Source organism: Mesorhizobium sp. XAP4, from assembly GCF_029269325.1.
Lineage (GTDB): Bacteria > Pseudomonadota > Alphaproteobacteria > Rhizobiales > Rhizobiaceae > Mesorhizobium > Mesorhizobium ciceri.
In genome coordinates this window covers 477,520-499,526 of record NZ_JARIXW010000004.1, presented here as the reverse complement: position 1 = coordinate 499,526, position 22,007 = coordinate 477,520, and the positions used below count along the sequence as shown (strand labels likewise).

The window sequence follows — 22,007 nt, the reverse complement described above, 5'->3', positions numbered from 1 at the left end:
CTCTAGCCACATGCCGCGACATGTATGCAGGACAAGCCGGAATCCGGCTCGCCAACCTCCCTGTCCGCTCCTTGACTGCGGATCTCTCTCGCTTTTCGATGGGGATTATGCGCTTATTCGCGAGCGCGACCAGAGAAGGATTATGCTTTCAGGGGTAATTTTGTGCTGCATAATTTGATAGAACACGGACAGTCCATGCGCACGATCTCGCTGCCGCGCGGCCGCCAGCGCCTGCACGCCATGCCGACGAGCACGGGCTACGAAGTGCGCGAGGACGAAATCTACGACTGGGACGGCCGCAAGCGCGGTCAGACACCGTTCACCGTGCTCCAGCACACGATCAGCGGGACTGGCCGGCTGCGCTACGAAAACCGCAACTACCGCTTGCAGAAGAACGACACATTGCTGGTGCTGGTGCCGCACAACCACCGCTACTGGCTGGCTGGAGATGAGCGCTGGGAATATTTCTGGATTTCGATGAACGGCGAGGAAGCGCTGCGCATCCACAAGTCGATCCTCAGCGTCTCGGGTCCTGTATTTCGGCTGCAGCCGGCGACAATCGATCATCTTGCCGATTGCAGCCTGCGCCTGATCAAAGGCGCCGCTTCGCCGGGTGCTGCTTCCGCGATAGCCTACGAGGCTGCGATGGCGCTCTATGACGATGTCTTCGGTTCCCATGCCTTCGCCGAAAAACTAAGCGCCATGCAGCCGGTCATCGATCACATCAACGCCAATCTCGACAAGCCGCTGCCGGTGGCGGACCTGGTCCAGATCAGCGGCCTCAGCCGAGCCCATTTCTCACGCTGTTTCGCCGAGAGCGAAGGCCTGCCTCCGGCCGAGTTCGTGCTGCAGCAGCGCCTGCAACGCGCGGCGAAGCTGCTGACCAAAGCGGATTTTTTGCCGGTGAAGGAGGTCGCCATCCTATGCGGCTTCGAGGAAGCGAACTATTTTTCAAAGGTCTTCCGCCGCTGCTACGGCATCACACCGAGCCAGTTCCGCACCACAGGCATGTACGCGAATTTGCGGACTCCGGCCAGGCGCGGCGTCAGGGCGTTCGATGACGAGGCCTGACGCCGCCACGGTTAAACAGGCAGCCAACTAGGCAGCGCGCAGGCTGCCGCCGTCCAGCCATTCGAGATCGGCTTGCGAAAGCGTGATGTCGAGAGCGCGCAGGCTGTCGTCCAGTTCATCCAACGTGCGTGGCCCGATCAGCGGGATGGAGGGGAAGGGCTGAGCGAGCACATAGGCCAGCGCAATATGGATCGGGCTCTTGCCCAGTCTCGCGGCAAGTTCGATCGCCCGGTCGCGGCGGCCGAAATTCCGCTCGGAGTACCAGACCCGCACCAGCTCCTCATTGTCTTGCTTGTCGCGACCCGCCCGATCGGTGAAGAAGCCGCGCCCCTGGCTCGACCAGGCGAAATTCGGCATCTGCCTGGATGTCAGCCAGGCCTTCCACGCATCCGTGGAGGACGTGACGCAGCCAGCCCAGATCGGCTCCAGCATTTCGGCCAGCGAGAAATTGTTGGACAGCGCACCGGGCTTTTGCTTGCCGGTGCGTTCGGCGTAGGCAATTGCCTCATCCAGGCGTTCCATCGTCCAGTTCGAACCGCCGAACGGGCCGCGGATGCGGCCGGCCTTGACCTCGCGATCCATCGCATCGACGAATTCGCCGACCGGCACATCCGGATTGTCGCGGTGCATGAAGTAGACATCGACATGATCGGTCTGCAGGCGTTCGAGCGTCTGGTCGAGCTGCTTGCCGATCACATCAGGATAGCACAGCGGCGAGTGCGCGCCCTTGGCGATGACCACCGATTTCGCGCGCACGCCACGGTTTTTCAACCATTCGCCAAGCAGCTTCTCGGTATAGCCGCCGCCATAGACATAGCCGGTATCGAAGAGATTGCCGCCGGCCTCGAAAAAGGCATCGAGCAGGATCGAACCTGAGGAAAACGTGCGGAAATCCTCGAAGCCGAGCGCCACCACCGATGCCGGTTTCGACAGGCCAGGAATGGTGCGCTTGGCGATCGCCGTGCCGCCGGACCGCAAAGGCCGGCCGGAGATGGTGTTGGTGCGTTGCTCGGCCTTCTCGATACCGTATTCGAGGCCGGCTGCCGCCCGCCATTTGTCCAGCACACGCAAGGTGCCGAGGCTTTCCGCCCACGCCATGCCCGGCCAGGCGAATTCTTGGCCGCCGGCGCGGATCGCCTCGCCGGCTGCGTCGACCTCGAAGGAATAGACATGGCGCTTCTCGTCGACGCTGATGGTCTGGCGCGTACCATCGGAGGCGATGACGTCTATCCGGCCGAGACCGACATCGCGGTTGCCGCCGGCGAACCAGAAGTCCGGCACTTCGATGCGGCCCCTTGTGCCCAGGATGCGCAGCACATTGTCCTGGCTGAGCGAGATGCTGCAGGAGACTTCGGCGACAATGCCGCCGGGGAAATGCAGCAGCGCGGAGGCCCATTCGTCGACGCCGGACTGGCCCAGATGGGCGGTGCCTACCACCTTGTCTGGCTCGCTGAAGGGCTTTCCGACGGCCGCACCGGCAATCAGCCGGACCATCGAGACGGGATAGCCGCCGACATCGAGAATACCGCCGCCGGCGAGATCGTTGGCATAGAGCCGGTGCTGCGGCATGAAGCCCGGCATGGCGAAACCGAAGCTCGACTTGATCATCCTGATCTCGCCGATGACGCCGGACCTGATCAGCTCCACCAGCTTCTTGGTCTGCGGGTGCAACCGGTACATGAAGGCTTCGCCGAGGAATGTGCCGGCCTTGCGCGCGGCATGCATCATGGCGTCGGCCTCGAAGGCGGTCAGCGCCAGCGGCTTTTCGCACAGCACATGCTTTCCGGCCTCGGCCGCCTTGATCGCCCATTGCGCATGGCCTGGATGCGGTATCGAAATGTAGACGGCGTCGATGTCGGGGTCGGCGAGCAGCGCGTCGTAGCCGTCGAGGATACGGGCACCGGGAAAACGCTCGGCAAGCCCCGGCTTGGCGGGATTGCGTGCGCCGATGGCGACCAGCTTGCCGGTGTCCGAAGCGGCCACGCCACCGGCAAAGGACTGGGCGATGCTGCCCGGGCCGAGAATGCCCCAGCGAATGGGCGTGGTTGCGGTCATTGTCATTCTCCTTGAAGGCTGGGAAGGGCTGGCGGTCAGCGCAGCCGCAGTCCTTTTTCGTCGAACAGGTAGGATTTGCGGATGGAAACGGTGATCTCGGACGTGTCGGGGACCTTTGCCGCGTCGCGCTGGATCACCACGTCGTCACCGTTGGCCGTTCTGGCATAGAGGAAACTTGTGCCGCCCAGGTGCTCGATCACGTCGATGGCAACCACAAGGTCGGCGTCGCCTTCTCCGGCATTGCCGAAATGTTCGGGCCGCACACCGACAATGACCTTGCTGCCGATTTTTGGGCTGCCTATTTCGGGCGCAGTGCCAGTCAGCGGTTGCGTGATGCGGGTCTTCTCCTGGCCCGCCAGTTCGACCACGACGCCACGTACATCGTGCCCGACAACCCGGCCTTTGATGAAATTCATCTTCGGCGAGCCGACAAAGCCGGCGACGAACTGATTGTCGGGGTTGTCGTAGAGATCGAGTGGCCGGCCGATCTGCTCGATATGGCCGGCGCGCATCACGACGATCCTGTCGGCGAGCGTCATCGCCTCGGTCTGGTCGTGGGTGACATAGATCATTGTCGTGCCCAGTTCCTTGTGAAGCCGGGAGATCTCGACGCGCATCTGGACGCGCAATTCGGCGTCGAGATTGGAGAGCGGCTCATCGAACAGGAACACCTGCGGTTCGCGCACGATGGCGCGGCCGATGGCGACGCGCTGGCGCTGACCGCCTGAGAGTTTTTTCGGGCGTCTGTCCATCAATTCGCTGATGCGCAGGATCTCGGCCGCCCGCTTCACCCGCCGTTCGGTGTCGGCTTTTGGATTGCCGGTCATGCGCAGGCCGAAAGAGAGGTTCTGTTCGACGCTCATATGCGGATACAGCGCGTAGGACTGGAACACCATGGCGATGCCGCGGTCGGCCGCCTCGACATCATTGACCACCTTGCCGCCGATGGCGATCTCGCCGCCGCTGATGTCCTCGAGCCCGGCGATCATCCTGAGCAGCGTCGATTTTCCGCAGCCGGAGGGGCCGACAAAGACGACGAACTCGCCGTCCTTGATGTCCATGCTGGCGCCATGGACGACCTCGAAGACGCCGAAGCGCTTGACGACATTGGTGAGCGTGACCGTTGCCATGCTGCCCCTTACTTGACCGCGCCGGCGGCAATGCCGGCGATGAAATGGCGCTGCAGCAGCACGAAGACGACCAGCATCGGCACCGTCAGCATTACAGCGCCCGCCATGATGCCGCCCCATGACACCTTGGTGAGGCCGATCAGCGTGCCGAGCGCCACCGGCGCCGTCATCGAACCGGGCTGGCTGTTGATCAAAAGCGGCCACAGATAATTGTTCCAGGAGGCGAGGAACAGGATGATGGCGAGTGCGGCCAGCATCGGCCGCGCCAAAGGCAGCGCGACAAAGAGGAAGATGCGCCACTCCTTCACGCCCTCGACGCGCGCCGCATCGAAGAGGTCGTCCGGCATCATCGAAAAACTCTGCCGCATGAACAGCACGCCGAGCGAATTGAACAGCGGCGGAACGATCAGCGCCACCCAGGTGTTGGCGAGCTTGAAGTCGCGCGCCACCATGATGAACTGCGGGATCAGCACGACCGCATAGGGCAGTGTTATGGTGCCCAGTATGATGGCGACAACCGCGCCCTTGCCGAAGAACTGGTATCGGGCCAGCGCCCAGCCGGCCATCGACGTCAGCAGCACCGACAGGATGGTGTAGGTCACCGCCACCGAGACCGAAATGCCGATGGCGCCGACGAAGTTCGTGTCGCGCTGCAGATTGTTGAAATTGTCGATGAAATTGCCGTGCGGCAAAAGCTCGATGCCGGGGCTGAAGATGCCGTTGTCGGGCATGGTCGAGAACACCACCATCATCCACAGCGGAAACAGCCAGATCAGCGCCAGCGGCGTCAGGAACAGATGCAGAGCGATGCTGCGTCCCAGCCTGGCGGAGGAGCGCGAACTCATTTCGGTTCCCTCGTCAGCCACAGCTGCGCCAGCGTGATGGCGATCGCCAGCCCGGCCATGGTGTAGGCGACGGCCGAGGCGTAGCCGAAGTTGAGCGACCGAAAGCCCTGGCGGTAAAGCAGCAGGCCAAGCGTCTCCGTGCCGCCGCCCGGCCCGCCGCGCTCGGTGATCAGGAACGGCTCGGTGAACAGCTGCATGGTGCCGATGATCGACAGCACGAGACAGAACACGATGACCGGCTTCAGCAGCGGCAGGGTGATGTAGAAGAACTGCTTGAGCTTGCTGACGCGGTCGAGCGTCGCCGCCTCGTAGACGTCTTCGGGAATGGACTGCATGCCGGCGAGCAGGATGATGGCGTTGTAACCGGCCCAGCGCCAGGTCACCGCGATCATGATCAGCGACGATTGCGCATCTTGCTCCTCCTTCTACCGCTTGTTGTTTCACGCCGTCGCCTGGGTCTTCCCTTCTCCCCTTGTGGGAGAAGGTGTCGCCGAAGGCGACGGATGAGGGGGTGTTCCAGGGAACGCAAACGTCTCACTCCGCTGGAGCACCCGTCATCCGTCTCGGCGCTATCGCGCCGATCCACCTTCTCCCACAAGGGGAGAAGGAGAAGCGGTAATCAAGATTTGACGGGCAGTCCGGTCGCCGCCGCGATCTGGCTTGCGGCATCGTCGAGCGCCGCCTTGGCGTCAGGATAGCCGCCGGCCAGATACTTGGTCTGCACGGCGCGGACGATGATTTCGGCGTCGCTCTGGAACTGCGTGCCGCGGCTCGGAACAACCTTCGGCAAGGTGCCGAGAATGTCCTTCCATACCGCCTGGCCGCCCCAGTAAGACAGGCCTTGCGCGACATAGGGATCGTCGAGCGCCGAGACCAGGGACGGTACCAGGCCGAACTCCTTCAGCATCGTGATCTGGCCTTCATTGGTTCCGAGCGTGTATTTCAGATAGGCGTAGGCAGCCTCCTTGTTCTTGGAAGCCGAGGTGATGGCCAGCGAGGACCCGCCGAGATTGGCGGCGCGCGGCCCGTCGGCGGTGAGGCTCGGCATCAGATAGACGCCCCATTTGCCGTTTTCGCCGGCAGATTCGGTGCGAATGGTGCCCTCATACCAGCCGCCATAGATCTGGGTGGCGACGGTGCCGGCGGTGTTGTTGGTGATCTTGGTGCCCCAGTCGGCCGACGAGATGATGCCGGCGTCCTTCATCTCCTTGACCTTGGTCATGGCATCGACGCATTTGGGCTGGTTGACCGTGATCGATTGTCCGTCCTCGGAGAAATAGGCGCAGCCCTGTTCGTTGGAGATCATGCGGAAGAATTCCGAGTCGCCGTTGAAATCGGCATTGGTCATCGAGACGCCAGGATTGGCGGACTGGATTTTCTTGCCGGCGGCGACGAAATCGTCCCAGGTCTTGATCGAAGCCGGATCGACGCCGGCCTTTTCGTAGAAATCGCGGCGATAAAAGGCGGCCACCGGGCCGGAATCCCACGGCATCGCGTAGGCCTTGTCGCCCACTTCCAACTCGGTGCGCTTGAAATCGGGGAATTTTTTCTGGTCGTCGGCTGTGTAACCGAGCGTATGCAGGTCGACGAAGCAGTCGGGGAACTGGCTCCAGTAATTCTCGGCCTCGCCGTTCTCGATGGTGACGACATCAGGCAGCCCGACGCCGCCGGCGGCGCAGCCGGCGATCGACTTGTCGTAAGTCGGCTGGTTGCCGAGATCCTGGACCGTGACCTTGACGTCGGGAAATTGCTTGTTGAAGCCGGCAATGGTCGCTTTCAGCGATGAAGCCGCGACATTCCAGCTCCAGATGGTGATTTCGCCGGATTGCGCGAAGGCCGGGGCTGAGCCCAGGGCAAGCGCGAGCGCGGCGCAGGTCATTGTGATGCGCATTGAAATCCTCCCATTTCATTTGCTCTCTCACTGTGAGCGTGGCTAGATTATGCACCGGGCAAGGCCTGTCGCCGTCAAAGGGAATATGAAATTGGCGGAAAGTAAGATGCCTGAACGGCCGTTCTACCAGCCTGGGGCCAGCAGCGTGGAAGGCCTGCCGCTGCTCCTGCAGATGTTTCACACCAATCCGTTGGTGATGCTCAAGCCGCATTGGCACGCCCAAGTCGAGGTTAATTTCATCGTGCGCGGCAGCGTGCATTACCGCATGAACGACCACGAGATTTCGCTTTCGGCCGGCGAGATGTGCCTGTTCTGGGGTGGCCTGCCGCACCAGATGGACGATTTGTCCGACGACGCCATCTATGCCGGAGCGCATCTGCCGCTGGTGCATTTCTTCCGGCTGCACCTGCCCACGGATATAAGGCATCGGCTGATGACGGGCGCAACACTGGTGACATCAGCCACCGACCAGTCCGACAACCATAATTTCGAGCGCTGGAACCGCTACGCCCGGTCCGGCGACCAGGCCAAGGCCGAACATGCCGTCAACGAATTGCTGCTGCGGCTGGAGCGAGTGCGGTTCGAGCCCTATCGGCTGGTATCCGCAACTCCGACCGACCAGGAAACAGGCAGCCCCTTTGACCAGCAATCGTCGCGGAATGTCGGACGCATGTGCGATTTCATCGCCGAAAACTTCCTCTATGACATCGATTGCGTGAACATCGCCGCGGCCGCCGACATCCATCCCAAATACGCCATGAGCCTGTTCAAGAAATCCACCGGCATGACGCTCAATGAGTATGTGAACCTGTTGCGGCTGAGCTATGCGCAGGCGCTTTTGATGCATCAGGACGCCAATGTGCTGCGTGTCGCCATGGATTCGGGTTTCGGCTCGCTCAGCGCCTTCAACAAGTCGTTCCGCAAGCTCGCCGGCATGTCGCCTTCCGATTTTCGGCGCGGCGTGACCGGCGCCAGATAGGCGATGGCGACTTGCGGGCGCCCAGTGCCGCGAGCATTGCTGCGCCTCGACCGCCGGCTAAAAGACATGTCACGGCGTTTCAGCCTGCAATAGCGGCACGGACAAGAATGGCGAAGGCCGGATCGTGCCATGCCGTGCGCCATTCCGGCCTGCAAGCAGCATGGAAACCGGGGCACCGCACGGCATCGCTTTTCCTGCCTGAAATCGCCACCTAGGCGCTGGACAGGCCGAATTCCCGTGCTATAACCCACGCGCTTTCAAGGGGCGCCCACGGCGCCTCGATGAATTCCGGCCTGCGAGTTTTCGTTTGCCGGAACAGGCCCAGATAGCTCAGTTGGTAGAGCAGCGGACTGAAAATCCGCGTGTCGGTGGTTCGAATCCGCCTCTGGGCACCATCCCCTCCTGGTCCGTTCTGGGCACCCCCGTCGCGTCGCCGCCTGCATCGCCAAGTGGAATCACTTTGCGCACATTAGCCCGCCGGCGGATTTAATTTGCTTGGCCACCCCTCAACCCTAGGGCAAACTGCCCGTTGGGGCTGCAGGAGGTGAAATGAGAGCACGCGCAGCAACGCTTGGGGATCTGGAGGATGTCTTTCGCGGTCTGTCCAAGCGGATGTCGGACGAATACGTCGCTGCCGGCAAGGACAGCAAGATCGCCTACGACAACCTTATGATGAATTTGAAGGAGGGCCGCGCGCACGCGCTTGTCGAGGGCGACAAGGCCGTGGCGATCATCGCCTGGCATGAGAACAGCGACGCCGCCGACACGCTGTTCGCCGCACGGGAGGACTTCTTCCGGGCCACGACCGTCCGTTTCTGCAAGCGGCATATCAGGCATATCCAGGCGCTCGCCGGCAACCTCGCCATCCATTCGCGCAGTTGGCTCCAGGGGCCGGATGTCGCAAGATGGTTCGGCGTCATCGGCTATGTCGAGCGCGGCCGGGAGAACGGCGCCACTTTGTTCGAGCTGCCGCCGGCTCGCATCGGCTAGGAAACCCTGGGCTGGTCAAGATCCCTTGCCGCAAACACCGCCACCCTCTCGCGATCGCCCGCACAGGTTCGTCGATGCGGGTCACCGTCTTCGGCTCCGGGATCCCTTGCTCGGCGGCCTTCTGAACTGCCTTAGCAAGCGGCTTGCGCCGGGCGCCGATTGGCGGGATGTTATGGGAGGGCAACCGGGGGCAAACCGGCACGCCGAGACAGATATGGCTGCTGGAAATGTCACGAGCTTGCTTCGCCTTTCTTGCCTTTGTTGCCTTGGTGAGGCCGGTAGGGGCAGGCGAGTGGACGTCTCATCTGCTTGACCGCCCAAGCCTGGCAACCGCCTATTTTCGCCAAGCCGATCTTGTGACTGCATACGCGACCGCAATGGCGCGCTTCCGTCTGCAGCTCGCAGGGCGTGCCGGCGAAAACAACCTTGCGGTCCCTCTCGAACCACTGCTTTTGCGGGCGGAATTCCGTGCGCGGACATGGCGCTCGGCGGACGGCAGCCTGTTGCAAGGCTTCGCCGGCAAGGGCGGCTTCCGGCTGACTATCGGCAACTGCCTGGCGCGCATCTGCGCTGCCAGCGAATGCAGCGATGCCGGTTGGCCGGTTTACGCCTGCAGCGACGGAGGCAAGCGCAAGATGTCCGTCACGGATTTTGTGACGGCAAACTTCGGCGGCGTCTCCTACCGCCGATTGAGCGCCTCCCCTTCACAGGAATGACAGCGCCGACCGTCTTGCTGCGGCGTTCAGCAAAGGGCGGTGTCCCTCCTCACCGCAAACGCCGCCTGCACCGCGCGATTGACGGTGACCGGCAGGATCGACATGTGGTTCTCGCCGGCATGCAGTTCGAAACTGGCGCGCACGCCCGGGAGCGCGTCAAGACGCTGCGCCATTGCCCGCGCGAATGCGTCGGTGCGTGTCACCTTTTTCTGCTTCAGGCGCTTTTCCTCGTCCTCGGCGCCAATCTGGAACGGCGCCAGCTTCTCGGTCTCGTACTCGCCGGCCGACAGGATCATGGTCGCCGCCAGACCATCGGGAATGGCGGCCTCGAAGGCTTCGAGAAAGCGGTCGATGGCACGGTCTTCCCAATAGATGGCGGGGCTCGCCGCGATCCAGGTCTGAAAGGAAGAAGGCCGCGTGAACAGGGCGTAGAGCGCAAACAGGCCACCGAAAGAATGGCCGTAAAGCGCCTGGCGGCTGGCATCGACCGTGACCCGGCTGGCGACCCACGGCTTCAGCTCATCCTCGATGAAAGCAAGGAATTTCCCTGCCCCACCGGTCCGGACTTCGGACGTGCCTTCGTGGAAGGGCGGGTAGGTCTTGCCTGGCGGCGGGCCGAGATCCCATGAGCGGCGCAGCGGATCATAGGCGCCGTCGACGGGATAGCCGATGGCGACGATGACGCCCCAGCCGACATTGGTGCCCGTGGGATAGAAGGCCTGCGCGCGCATGGCGTCGACCGCCGTGCCGATGACGGCGTTGCCGTCGGTCATGTAGAGGACCGGCCAGCCGGCCTCGGGCACCGGCCCGGACGGCACATGCAGGAATATCCGCCAGGGCGCGCCGCCCTGCGCCGGAACAAGATCGTGGACCGCCGTGTTGGCGATCAGGGCTGGCGTCGCGTTGGACATGGATATCTTGGACATGGATATCTCCAGGCAAAACGGTCAGCGGCGGCGCAGCAGCCACATCAGCACCGGGCCGCCGATCAACGTGGCGACAAGACCGGCCGGGATCTGGCGCGGGAAGATGGCGATCCGGCCCACCCAGTCGGCGGCGACCATGATCAGCGCGCCGGCGAGCACCGCGCCAATGGCCTGCGGCAGCGCACGGGAAAGGCCAAGGCGACGAGCAAGATGCGGCGCCATAAGGCCGATGAAGGTCAGCGGACCGACGATCAACGTCGAAGCCGCGGTGAGTGCCGCGACGGCCAGCAGCACGAGAAGCCGCGCCCTCTTCAGGTTGATGCCAAGGCCCTGAACGGCGGCGGAGCCGAGCGGCAGGATGTTTAGCCAGCGCACGAAGAAAGGCGCGAGCGCGAAGAGGCAGACCGCGATACCACCGGTCAGCAGGGCGTCACCGACATCGACGCCATAGGTCGAACCGGTCAGCCAGTTGAGCAGCAGCATGGCGCGAGGATCGCCGGTCGCGGTGAGCACCAGGATCAGCGCGTCGAACAAGGCCGTCAGGGCAACGCCGGCAAGCAGCAGCCGCTCCGGCGCATAGGCGGCACGACGGCCGATCGCCAGCGTCACCAGCAAAGCGGCGAAGGCGCCGATCGTTGCCGCCGCCGTCTGAACCGGGCGCCCGGCATCGACGAGCGCAAACAGCGCCACCATCATGCCAAGGGCGGCACCGGCACTGATGCCCAGCACTTCGGGGCTGGCCATCGGATTGCCGGTCAGCCGCTGCATCATCAGCCCGGCAAGCGCCAGCATCGCCCCGGCACTCAGCGCGGCAAGCACGCGGGGCCACCGCCACGACAGCAAAGGCTGCAGCTCGTCGCCGAAGGCGAAGGTCCAGCCATGCGGACCCGGTCCATAGAGCAGGGCCAGCCCGAGCAGCAGAAGCAGAGCCAGGCCGAGTGCCATCAGAACAAGGCCGGGCCGGCTTGCGCGCGGCAGGCGCACGGCCATCAAGGTCGGGGCTTCCGAGCCAAGCGCAAGGCGCGGCAGCAGCCAGAGCAGCAGCGGCGCACCGAGAAGTGCTGTGATCGCTCCGGTCGGCAGCAGGTCGCCTTGCGGCCCGGTGGCGATCTGCACGCCTTGATCGGCGGCCCACAGCAACGCGCCGCCGATCAGCGGCGCCATCACCAGCTGTTGGCCAAGCCGCCGGCCACCGCCGATGCGCGCGAGCGTCGCCGCGGCCAGGCCGACGAAGCCGATGACGCCGACAGCGGCAACGACAAAGGCGATCAGCGCGACGGCGGCCGCCAGTCCGGCGAAGCGATAGGCGCCGAGCGGCACGCCAAGGCTGCGCGCGCCTTCATCGTCGAGGCCAAGCAGGGTCAGGGGCCGCACCATGAAGAAGATCGCCAGCGCCGCTGCGCCGATGCGGGGCAAAAGCCACAGCGTCGTCGACCAGTCCTGCTGGCCGAGCGAACCGGCGCCCCAGATGAACAGGCTGGCCAGCCATTCGTGCCGCAGCACGATGAGAGCGGCACCGATGGCGCCGGCATAGAGGCTGACCACAAGCCCGGCCAGCACCACCGAAAGCGGCGACAGGCCCTTGTGCCAGGACAGAGCGATGACGGCGGCAAGGGCCATAAATGCGCCGGCCAGCGCCACCCATTCGCGGCCGAAGGCAAGCAGGGACGGTGACAGAAGCGTCGCCAGTGCCAGCGCCAGATAGGCACCGGCCGAGACGCCGACGGTTTCAGGCGAGGCGAGCGGGTTGCGCAGAACCTGCTGCAGGACAGTTCCGGCAAGCCCGAGCGCCGCACCGCACAAAAGGCTGATCGCAAGACGGGGCAGGAAGGCATAGTGGACGAGCACCTGCCGCATGTCAGCGATGTCGGGAGCGGCGAGCGATTGGAGCCAGAGCGCCGATGGCAGTTGCACGGTGAGGTTCGAGACGGTTGCCGCTGCCGCAGCCGCGAGCAGCACCGCGCAAAGCAGGATCGCGCCTACCGGCTGATTGCTGGAAAAGCTCCACACGGGGGCCCGGCCGGCCGACGCAGGCTTCCCCCTTTGGGCAATGGCAGCATCCTCAGCCATGGGCGGCCTCCGCGGTCATCGCCGATGCCAGGACCCGGGCAAAACGGCTCGCGGATGGAAGCGCGCCAAACATCAGGACGGCAGGAAGGCGCATGATCGAGCGGTTGCGCACGAAGGGCATGGCATTCCAGACCGGACTTTCGGTCAGCGTGCCGCCGGCGCCCTCAGGCAAGGGTTCGAGATAGGCGAGGCGCGCATCGCTGGATGTCGCCAGCCCGTCGATGCCGACGGTCGAAAACCCCCAATAGTTGGTCTCGGCCGTCCACGCGTTGCTGAGCCCGATGCGGTCGAACACCTCCTGAAACAGGCTCTTTGCGCCGTAGACGCGCACATTGCGCGGGTCCAGGAAGCTGACGACATAGATCGGCCGTGCCGAAAGCGGCGCCAACTGCTGGCGAACCTCCAAAAAATACGCGTCTGTCGCCGCGATCAGCGCCTCGCCTTCGCTTTCCTTGCCGACAAGCCCGGCGAGCTGGCGCGTCGCCTCGAGCGCGCGCCGATAGGGCTGCCCGGCCTCGGTATAGAGCCCGATCGTCGTCACTGGAGCCACGCGTTCGAGCAGCGGCTTGATGCCCTCGAGATACGGCATGGACAGGATGATGTCGGGCCTGAGCTGCTGCAGGAATTCGAGATTGGGCTCGAGCAGCGTGCCGAGATCGGCGACGTCGGGCGGCAGCCGCGGCTCGACCACCCATTTCTCCCAGACCTCCCGATCGGCAATGGCGACCGGGCTGACACCGAGCATGAGCAAGGTCTCGGTCAACCCGTCATCCAGGCAGACGATGCGCAACGGACGGGCTTCAGCCGTGGAGGACCCCATGCCGGCGAACGGCAGCGAAAAAAGCCCGAGCGCCTGGCGCCGGGTCATTCGGCTGCGCAAATGATCGGGCGCGGCTCTCGACTGGGGCTCTTGGTCTCTCTGCAATGCGGCCGGCCCTGCTTTTCGGGGGTTGGTCTCCAGTGACCACTGCCCGGTGACTATGAAACATGAGTATACTAGTCAACATTTAAGATGCCTGCCCAGTCAACTTTCACGCAACCGCATGCCAAGCGCAGACGCCCACTGGCCGCAAGGCGATTCGCCCGTACAACAACCCTGTGCGACGTCACCGTCCGAATCACGGTTTGCGAAGCCCAATCCGCGCCCCGCATCATTTTTCCTCCACGAATGCATTCCATGATAGAGGGAGCTACGGTCGCCTTTGGGCAGCCGTTTCCTGGATTGCCTGAGAGACCAAAGACGGCCAAGAACCAAAAGCCGGCAGCAAGCCGCCACCTGAAGACGTCAAGGACCGGTCGAACGCATCAAGGCAGCGTGATCGGGTTGCACTCGGCAAGGCTTGATGATTTGTTGCCGCTATACGGAGAACGAATGATGCGAGAGCCTGCCGGTCAAGACGAATACGGGTCGACGAACCCTTTCGATCCGGACGACCTGCCAACCTTGAACGCAATCGGCCCGAGCATGGGAAGCGGCAATGATTTCGAGAGATATGCCGTTGCCGTGATCATCGTGTTCGGTGCGCTGATCATCGGCGGGCTGATGGCCGCATCGATGGTCTTCGGGCACCGCAACGGCTTCCTCTTCGCGCTTGGCGGCGCCACATCCGCCTGGATCTCCGGAAATGCGCTGCTGCTCGACCGGCCGCGCATCTATGCGCTGTTCGTCGGCATTGCCGCCTTGATGCTGGTTGCGTCCACCCTCACGCTCGTCTTGTGACGGTCAAGTCGGTGTGAGCCGATCCACTTGAGCAGCGGGCGATCAACCCGAATCGCCACGCTGCTCCAAGCTGTCAGTATCCGAGCGCCTCGCCAGAGGCCGCGCGGCTGTCGATGGCGCCGTTGTAGCGCGCGCCGCCGCCTTTCTCGATTTCCGCCAGGCTCTTGCCGCCGACCAGGATGCCGGCGGCCTGACCCCAGGTCTGGTCGGCGAGATCGAGGTGATATCCCATGCCGGCCAGCAGCTTTTCTGTGTCCGGCGACAGGCCGAACGGCTCGACATACACCTTGTCGGGCAGCCATTGATGGTGGATGCGCGGCGCGTCGATCGCCTCCTGGATGTTCATGCCGTGGTCGATGACATTGACGATCGCTTCCAGCGTGATGGTGATGATGCGCGAACCACCGGGGCTGCCGATGACCATGAACGGCTTGCCGTCCTTGGCGACCACGGTCGGGCTCATCGACGACAGCGGCGTCTTCTTCGGCTGGATGGTGTTGGCCTCCCCCTGGACCAGGCCATAGAGGTTGGGCACGCCGGGTTTCTGGGTGAAATCGTCCATTTCGTTGTTGAGCAGGATGCCGGTGCCGTCGGCGACGACGCCGGCTCCAAAGGAACCGTTCAACGTGTAGGTGACCGCGACCGCATTGCCCGCATCGTCGATGATCGAATAATGCGTCGTCTCCTTGCTCTCGCCAAAGCCCTTCGGCATCAAATCCTGCGACACGCCGGCCCGGAACGGGTCGATCTTGTCGCGGATATCCTTGGCATAGGCCTTATCAAGCAGTTTCGAGACCGGGTTGTCGACGAAATCGGGATCGCCGAGCGCTGAATTGCGGTCGACATAGGCGTAGCGCATCGCCCCGACCATGACGTGGACCGTCTCGGCGGAACCTGCGCCGAGATAGGACAGCGGATAGCCCTCCAGCACGTTGAGGATTTCGCAGATGATGATGCCGCCGGAGCTGGGCGGCGGCGAGGAGGTGATCTCGTAGCCGCGATAGGTACAGGTCACGGGCTTGAGCTCACGCACCGCATATTGCTCGAAATCCGGCTTGGCGAGAATGCCGCCCTTGGCGCCGCTCGCCTTGATGATGGCGTCAGCGATGGCGCCTTTATAGAAGGCATCCGTACCCTTTTCGGAAATGGCGGCGAGCGAGGCGGCGAGGTCGGGCTGGACCAGCCGCTCGCCGATGCCATAGGGCTTGCCGTCGGGTTTCAGGAATATGGCGGCGGCCGCGGGGTCCTTCGCCAGCCTGTCGGCACTGCCGGCAAACGAGGCAGCGTCGCCCTGGTTGAGGATGAACCCGTTCTTGGCGTAGCCGATTGCCGGCGCCATCAGATCCTGGCGGGACAATTTGCCGTATTTTTCACGGGCCATCTCGAAGCCAGCCACAGAGCCCGGTACGCCGACGGCGAGATAGCCGTCGAGGCTGGCGCCCTTCACCGGGTTGCCGTCCTTGTCGAGATACATGGTTTTTGTCGCCGCCAGCGGCGCCCGCTCGCGGAAATCGAGAAAGGTCGATTTGCCGTCCTTGAAGCGGATGGTCATGAAGCCGCCGCCGCCGATATTGCCGGCATTGGGGTAGACGACGGCGAGCGCATAGCCGACGGCAACCGCCGCGTCGACAGCATTGCCGCCCTTCTTCAACACCTCGATGCCGACTTCGGACGCCAGATGCTGGGCCGTCACCACCATGCCGTGCTCGCCCTTGGCCGGCGCCGGCGAGGCGGCGAAGACACTCGTCAACGGCGCCAGGACAAAGGTGATGGAAAGACTGGCGGCGATCAGTGTCCGACGGTTGAGAGGCATGGCGGTTCTCCGGGCGGGGGGATGCCTAGAAGACCGTGTTGGACGGATCGAGTCCACTAACAATTAAGGGAGCACGAGAAAGAGCCCCCTCACCCGGATTGCCAACCGAATTGCGAAGGGCAATTCGGGGCAATCCGACCTCTCCCCGAGGGGAGAGGAGGTGTCAGCGCTGACGCCAGTCTCTTCTCCCCTGCGGGGGTGAGGCGTGGTCCGCGCAGCGGGCGAAAAGCCAACTGCTTGGCTTTTCGAACAACGAACGCCCGGAGGGCGGTGGCCCGCAAAGCGGCCGGATGAGGGGGCCGGCTCGGCCTCAGACAATCCCGCCCGAACCGCCAGCGACTGCAGGGCGTTCCGCTGCAACCTTGGCGCGGTAACCCGCCGCTCGATAGGCGGCGACCGGGTCGATGGCGCCGCCGGTCTTCAGCCGCGCCATGGCGAGGATCGGCTCGACATCGGTGCGGTAGGCCGCTTTCAGCGTCTGCGTCGCCATCAGCGCGTCATTGCTATCCTGAAAAACTTCCAACGCCTTGCGATCGACCAGCAGCGCCTGCGCATAGGCGCGCTGCACCTCGACTGCCGACAGCATCAGGCTTTCGATCGGATCGGTGACGTTGTGGCTCTGGTCGAGCATGTGGGCCGGGTCGAACCCCTCGGCGCCGGAAAGTTCGGCATCGACCAGTTCGTTGAAGACGAGAAACAGCCGGTAAGGATCGATCGAACCGGCGTCGAGATCGTCGTCGCCATATTTCGAATCGTTGAAGTGGAAGCCGCCGAGTTTTTTGAACTGGATCAGCCGCGACACGATCATCTCGATGTTGACGTTTGGGGCATGGTGGCCGAGGTCGACGAGACAGAACGCCTTGTCGCCCAGCTCCTGCGCGATCATGTAGTTGGTGCCCCAGTCCTGCACGACGGTGGAATAGAAGGCCGGCTCGTACATCTTGTGCTCGCTGAACAGCTTCCAGTCGGCGGGCAGTCCGGCGTAGAGCTCTTTCATGGCGTCGAGATAGCGCTCGAATGCCTTGGCGAAATTGACCTGGCCGGGAAAGTTCGAACCGTCGCCGATCCACACCGTCAGCGCCTTGGAGCCGAGCGTCTTGCCGATCTCGATGCATTCGAGATTGTGCTCGACCGCTTGCCGGCGCGTGCCGGCGTCGGCATGCGACAGCGAGCCGAATTTGTAGGAGAGCTTCTGGTCCTTGGCGTCGGAAAAGGTGTTGGAGTTCATGGCGTCGAAGCCGAGGCCAAAGCGCGAGGCCGCTTGCTTCAGCCGGTTCGGATCGGCCTTATCCCACGGAATGTGCAGGGAAACGGTCGGCGTCGCCTGCGTCAATTGCTGGATGACGGCGCAATCCTCGATCTTGTCGAAGATATCGCGTGGCTCGCCGGCACCGGGAAAGCGGGCAAAGCGCGTGCCGCCGGTGCCGACGCCCCAGGACGGGATCGCCACCGCGAATTTCTCGACCTTGTCTCTGATAGCGTCGATGGCGATGCCGCGACGGTCGAGCCGCTCGCCGAGCGAGGCGTAGTCGCGCTCGAGGTTTGCCTTGCGCGCGGCGTTGTCCTTGTCGACGAGGCCGGCGGAGATGATGTGTTCCATCGTCCCCTCCGCTCAGCGCGTGAACGACTGGGCGTTGCCCGCGTCGACATTGATGATGTTGCCGGTCGACTTGGCCGACATGTCGGACGCCAGGAAATAGATCGCCTCTGCGATGTCTTCCGGGAAGACCGAGCGCTTCAGCATCGAACGCGAGCGATAGTGCTCCTCCAGATCGTCGGTCGACATCTTGTAGGCGGCGGCGCGCTGTTCCTTCCACTCGCCGGTCCAGATCTTCGAGCCGCGCAACACCGCGTCCGGGTTGACGACATTGACCCTGATCTGCGCCTCCGCGCCCTCCAGCGCCAGGCAGCGGGCGAGATGGATCTCGGCAGCCTTGGCGGTGCAATAGGCGGCGGCGTTCGGCGATGCGGCAAGGCCGTTCTTGGAGGCGACGAAGACGACGTTGCCGCCAATCTTCTGCGCGCGGAACAGCCGGAACGCTTCCCGCGAGACCAGGAAATAACCGGTCGACAGGATGTCCATGTTCTTGTTCCACAGCGCCAGCGTCGTCTCCTCGATCGGCGCCGAGGAGGCCAGCCCTGCATTCGATACCAGAATGTCGATGCCGCCGAACTCGGCCGCTGTCTCGGCAAAGCCCGAAATGACCTGCTCCTCCGAGGTGACATTGATCAGCACCGGCCGCACGAAGTCCCTGCCGTAGACTTTCGCCAGTTCGTCATTGGCGCTGGCCAGTGCTGTCTCGTCGATGTCGGCCAGCACCACGCAGGCGCCTTCGCGCAGCAGGCGGTTGGCCGTGGCGCGGCCGATGCCGCCGGCGCCACCCGTGACCAGGGCGATCTGGCCGGCAAGCGACTTCGGCTTCGGCATACGCTGCAGCTTCAGGTCTTCGAGCAGCCAGTACTCGATGTCGAAGGCTTCCTGTGCAGGCAGGCCGACATAAGACGACACGGTGGAGGCGCCGCGCATGACGTTGATGGCGTTGACATAGAATTCGCCCGAGATGCGCGCCGTCGCCTTGTCGCCGGCGAAGGTGAACATGCCGACGCCGGGCATCAGGTAGACGACGGCATTGGGATCGCGGATGGCGGGCGAGTCCGGATGCTTGCAGCTGTCGTAATAGGCCTGGTAGCCAACGCGATATTCGGCGATGTCGTCGGCAAGACGCGCGATGACGGCATCGACATCGGGCTTTGCCGGATCGAATTCGATGACCAGCGGGCGGATCTTGGTGCGCAGGAAATGGTCGGGGCATGAGGTGCCGAGTGCCGCCAGCGGGCGCAGATCCCTGGAGTTGACGAATTCGAGCACAGCAGTGGAATCGTCGAAATGGCCTGTTTTGTGGCTCCTTTCCGAGATCAGGCCGCGAATCCTCGGCATCAGTTTGGCCGCGATGGCACGGCGCTCAGTGGCGTCGAGCGACTTGACCGCTTCACCGCCGAAGATAGCGACACCCTCGGAGCGGCGCTCGAACCATTCGATCGCCTGGTTGATCACCGAGATCGTCGTCTCGTAGCATTCCCTGGGGGTGTCGCCCCAGGTGAACAGGCCGTGGCTTTCCAGGATGACGCCCTTGGCGGCCGGGTGTTCGAGGCAGAATTTCTCCAGCCACAGGCCAAGTTCGAAGCCAGGGCGCTTCCACGGCAGCCAGCCGATGGCCTCGCCGAAGATTTCTTTGGTCAGCGCCTTCGAATCCTTCGCCGCGGCAATGGCGATGATGGCATCGGGATGCATGTGGTCGACAAAGGGCTTCGGCACGTAGGCATGCAGCGGCGTGTCGATAGAGGCCGCGCGCGGATTGAGGTTGAAGGTGCAGTGCGGCAGGAAGCCGACCATCTCGTCTTCGTGCTCGACGCCGCGATAGAGGCCTTTGAGCGCGCGCAGCTTGTCCATGTAGAGCGTGGCAAAGCCGTCCAGCTTGATCGAGGCGCTGTCGCCGCCCGATCCCTTGACCCACAGCACTTCGACATCCTCGCCGGTGAGCGGGTCTTTCTGCCAGATCTTCGACGACGTGTTGCCGCCGCCATAGTTGGTGACCCGCTTGTCGGAACCAAGTGTGTTCGAACGGTAGACCAGAAGTTCCGGCCCGCTCATGGCGTGAGCCTTGGCCTCGTCCCACAGATTGGCGAGGCGCGCGCCGGTGCGCTTGTCGAGCATAAGAAATCCTCCCGAAGGCACGCAAAAGGCGCGGCCATTTGGCCCCGAATTTCCACGGAAGCGGTCGGCTTGTCAATCACAAACGATCAATATCGATCATATTGCACTGCACAATGAAATTATATGATTGGAAATGATTGACACTGCGCGTTTTGGGTGCCTAGATGCCCGGGCAGGGAGGAACCATGCACGAAAAAGAGCGCCACAGGATCATTCTGTCCGCCGTCCAGGAAAAGCCTGTGGTGACGGTGCAGGAGATGGTCGACCTGACGGAGTCCTCCGAGGCGACGATCCGGCGCGATATCGCGGCTCTCCACGTCCAGAAGCGCCTGCGCCGCGTGCGCGGCGGCGCCGAGGCAATCTCGCCGCCGCAGTTCATCGGGCTGGCCGGCCGGCCCTTTTCCGTCAACGAAACCATCAACGCCTCGCAGAAGCGGGCGATTGCGCGTGAAGCGGTCGAGCTGTGCAACGACGGCGAACCGATCATCATCAATGGCGGCACCACCACCTTCCAGATGGTGCATTTCCTGACCGGCCGCCGCATGCCGATCTTCACCAATTCGTTCCCCATCGCCGAGCACCTGCTCAAGCACTCCAAGAATACGGTGATGCTGTCGGGCGGCACCATTTATCGCGAGCAGAACATCATCCTGTCGCCCTTCGACAACGACGTGACGCGCAATTTCTATGCGCGCCGCATGTTCATGGGTGCGCAGGGTCTGGGGCCGCTCGGCCTGATGGAGGGCGATCCGCTCTTGATCCAGGCGGAGCAGAAACTGATCGACCAGGCCGACGAGTTGGTGGTGCTGGTCGATTCCTCGAAATTCCGCAAACGCTCCAGCCTCATCCTGTGCGGCCTGTCGCGCATCGCCACCGTCATCACCGATGACGGCATCGAGGATCGTGAAGCCAAGATGCTGGAGACCGCCGGCGTGACGCTGATCGTCGCCCGCACATCCGCAACCAACAAGGAAGAATCTTCACTGCAGGCCTGAGGCCAACTCGCGCTCGCAGCGGCGATGGAATGCAACGCTCAAGGGAGGAAATTCGATGAGCTTCTTGAAGAAATTGATGGTGACGGCTGCATTCTCAGCCGCCATGTTCGTGAATGCCGCCTATGCCGAAAACGTCAAGATCGCGCTGGTGGTGAAGTCGCTCGGCAACGGCTTCTTCGATGCCGCCAACAAGGGCGCCGAAGAGGCGGCCAAGGAACTCGGCGATGTCGACATCATATACACCGGCCCGACCAAGGCGACCGCCGAAGCGCAGATCGAAGTGGTCAATTCGCTGATCGCGCAGAAGGTCAACGCCATCGCCATTTCGGCCAATGACGCCGACGCTCTGGTGCCGGTGCTGAAGAAGGCCATGGAACGCGGCATCACCGTCATCTCGTGGGATTCGGGCGTCGCCAAGGAAGGTCGCCAGCTTCACCTCAACCCGTCCGACACCGGCCTGATCGGCGAGACCATCATCAAGCTCGCCGCCGACCACCTGCCGGAAGGCGGCGAGGTCGCCATCCTGTCGGCCTCCTCGACCGCGACCAACCAGAACGCCTGGATCGACGCGGCCAAGAAGATCCTGCCGGAGAAGTTCCCCAAGATCAAACTCGTCGCCACCGTCTACGGCGATGACGATTCGGCCAAGAGCACCGACGAAGCCAAGGGCCTGTTGAAGTCCTATCCGAACCTGAAGGCGATCATCGCGCCGACCACCGTCGGCGTCGTTGCCGCCGCCCAGGTCGTCACTGACGAGAACCTGATCGGCAAGGTCAATGTCACCGGTCTCGCACTGCCGTCCGAGTTCAAGAAGTTCATCGACAACGGTTCCAGCCAGGCGGTTGCGCTGTGGAACCCGATCGACCTCGGCTACTCGGCCGTCTACCTCGCCCATGATCTGGCGGTGAAGAAGGAAGAGGCCAAGCCCGGCGCCACGCTGTCGATCGGCCGCGTCGGCAAGGTCACGCTCGACGACACCAACTCGGCTGCAATGGCTCCGCCCTTCCAGTTCGACAAGTCGAACATCGAAAAGTTCTCCAAGATCTATTGATCTGGAGTTCTCTAGAGCTGACGCGGCGGGGCTCACGTCC

General features: G+C 63.3%; 17 protein-coding genes, 1 tRNA gene and 1 pseudogene. 8 read left to right on the top strand and 11 right to left on the bottom strand.

Annotated features, from left to right (window positions below):
* Positions 1-195: 195 nt before the first annotated feature.
* Complete coding sequence (locus P3C39_RS19950; RefSeq protein ID WP_013530188.1) at positions 196-1,071, top strand: AraC family transcriptional regulator; 876 nt, start codon at positions 196-198, stop codon at positions 1,069-1,071.
* A 27-nt stretch (positions 1,072-1,098) separates the two neighbouring features.
* Here P3C39_RS19950 and P3C39_RS19945 read toward each other — a convergent pair whose 3' ends face one another.
* The 5 genes and pseudogenes from P3C39_RS19945 to P3C39_RS19925 form a co-directional block, all read right to left on the bottom strand.
* Positions 1,099-3,126: an aldo/keto reductase gene (locus tag P3C39_RS19945; protein ID WP_275954026.1), complete on the bottom strand. Its 2,028-nt coding sequence runs from the start codon at positions 3,124-3,126 to the stop codon at positions 1,099-1,101.
* A 35-nt stretch (positions 3,127-3,161) separates the two neighbouring features.
* Positions 3,162-4,256, bottom strand: a complete 1,095-nt coding sequence (gene ugpC, locus P3C39_RS19940) for a sn-glycerol-3-phosphate ABC transporter ATP-binding protein UgpC (RefSeq protein WP_275954027.1) — start codon at positions 4,254-4,256, stop codon at positions 3,162-3,164.
* An 8-nt stretch (positions 4,257-4,264) separates the two neighbouring features.
* Complete coding sequence (locus P3C39_RS19935) at positions 4,265-5,101, bottom strand: carbohydrate ABC transporter permease (protein ID WP_013530185.1); 837 nt, start codon at positions 5,099-5,101, stop codon at positions 4,265-4,267.
* Positions 5,098-5,502 (bottom strand): annotated as a pseudogene (locus P3C39_RS19930) (sugar ABC transporter permease); the annotation flags it as partial. The pseudogene P3C39_RS19930 and the gene P3C39_RS19935, both read right to left, overlap by 4 nt.
* A 218-nt stretch (positions 5,503-5,720) precedes the next feature.
* A complete protein-coding gene (locus P3C39_RS19925) occupies positions 5,721-6,992 on the bottom strand; it encodes an extracellular solute-binding protein (protein WP_024504771.1) in 1,272 nt (423 codons plus the stop codon).
* 85 nt (positions 6,993-7,077) lie between these two features.
* Between P3C39_RS19925 and P3C39_RS19920 the strand changes: the two genes are divergently transcribed.
* From P3C39_RS19920 to P3C39_RS19905, 4 genes are all read left to right on the top strand, one after another.
* The gene (locus tag P3C39_RS19920; protein ID WP_024504770.1) at positions 7,078-7,971 is read left to right on the top strand and encodes a helix-turn-helix domain-containing protein; all 894 of its coding nucleotides are present in this window, start codon (positions 7,078-7,080) and stop codon (positions 7,969-7,971) included.
* A 319-nt stretch (positions 7,972-8,290) separates the two neighbouring features.
* A tRNA-Phe gene (locus P3C39_RS19915) sits at positions 8,291-8,366 on the top strand.
* 154 nt (positions 8,367-8,520) lie between these two features.
* A complete protein-coding gene (locus tag P3C39_RS19910; protein WP_013533589.1) occupies positions 8,521-8,961 on the top strand; it encodes a hypothetical protein in 441 nt (146 codons plus the stop codon).
* Between the two features lie 377 nt (positions 8,962-9,338).
* Positions 9,339-9,677, top strand: coding sequence for a hypothetical protein (locus tag P3C39_RS19905; protein WP_013533590.1), 339 nt, complete (start codon positions 9,339-9,341; stop codon positions 9,675-9,677).
* Positions 9,678-9,703: 26 nt separating this feature from the next.
* Here the strand turns inward: P3C39_RS19905 and P3C39_RS19900 are convergent, their stop codons facing one another.
* Genes P3C39_RS19900 through P3C39_RS19890 form a run of 3 tightly spaced genes read right to left on the bottom strand, consistent with a single transcriptional unit; the run spans position 9,704 to position 13,541 of the window.
* Positions 9,704-10,603, bottom strand: coding sequence for an alpha/beta hydrolase-fold protein (locus P3C39_RS19900; RefSeq protein WP_275954028.1), 900 nt, complete (start codon positions 10,601-10,603; stop codon positions 9,704-9,706).
* Between the two features lie 21 nt (positions 10,604-10,624).
* Positions 10,625-12,673 carry a Fe(3+)-hydroxamate ABC transporter permease FhuB gene (fhuB, locus tag P3C39_RS19895; RefSeq protein WP_275954029.1) on the bottom strand — a complete coding sequence of 683 codons (2,049 nt, stop codon included), beginning with the start codon at positions 12,671-12,673 and terminating at the stop codon, positions 10,625-10,627.
* Positions 12,666-13,541: an ABC transporter substrate-binding protein gene (locus P3C39_RS19890; protein ID WP_275954030.1), complete on the bottom strand. Its 876-nt coding sequence runs from the start codon at positions 13,539-13,541 to the stop codon at positions 12,666-12,668. The genes fhuB and P3C39_RS19890 overlap by 8 nt, the downstream gene beginning before the upstream one ends.
* A 504-nt stretch (positions 13,542-14,045) precedes the next feature.
* Between P3C39_RS19890 and P3C39_RS19885 the strand changes: the two genes are divergently transcribed.
* Positions 14,046-14,393 carry a hypothetical protein gene (locus P3C39_RS19885; protein WP_032808338.1) on the top strand — a complete coding sequence of 116 codons (348 nt, stop codon included), beginning with the start codon at positions 14,046-14,048 and terminating at the stop codon, positions 14,391-14,393.
* Between the two features lie 73 nt (positions 14,394-14,466).
* On the opposite strand, the gene ggt is transcribed toward P3C39_RS19885, so the two are convergent.
* The 3 genes from ggt to P3C39_RS19870 form a co-directional block, all read right to left on the bottom strand.
* Positions 14,467-16,206, bottom strand: coding sequence for a gamma-glutamyltransferase (gene ggt / locus P3C39_RS19880; RefSeq protein WP_275954031.1), 1,740 nt, complete (start codon positions 16,204-16,206; stop codon positions 14,467-14,469).
* 310 nt (positions 16,207-16,516) lie between these two features.
* Positions 16,517-17,806, bottom strand: coding sequence for an L-rhamnose catabolism isomerase (gene rhaI, locus P3C39_RS19875; RefSeq protein WP_275954032.1), 1,290 nt, complete (start codon positions 17,804-17,806; stop codon positions 16,517-16,519).
* A gap of 12 nt (positions 17,807-17,818) precedes the next feature.
* A complete protein-coding gene (locus P3C39_RS19870; protein WP_275954033.1) occupies positions 17,819-19,921 on the bottom strand; it encodes a bifunctional rhamnulose-1-phosphate aldolase/short-chain dehydrogenase in 2,103 nt (700 codons plus the stop codon).
* A gap of 185 nt (positions 19,922-20,106) precedes the next feature.
* Here P3C39_RS19870 and P3C39_RS19865 point away from each other — a divergent pair, with 185 nt between their 5' ends.
* Positions 20,107-20,916 (top strand): DeoR/GlpR family DNA-binding transcription regulator, encoded by an 810-nt coding sequence (locus P3C39_RS19865; protein ID WP_013533598.1) that lies wholly within the window; start codon positions 20,107-20,109, stop codon positions 20,914-20,916.
* Between the two features lie 55 nt (positions 20,917-20,971).
* On the top strand, positions 20,972-21,967 hold the full coding sequence (gene rhaS, locus P3C39_RS19860; RefSeq protein ID WP_013533599.1) for a rhamnose ABC transporter substrate-binding protein: 996 nt from the start codon (positions 20,972-20,974) through the stop codon (positions 21,965-21,967).
* Positions 21,968-22,007 lie beyond the last annotated feature (40 nt).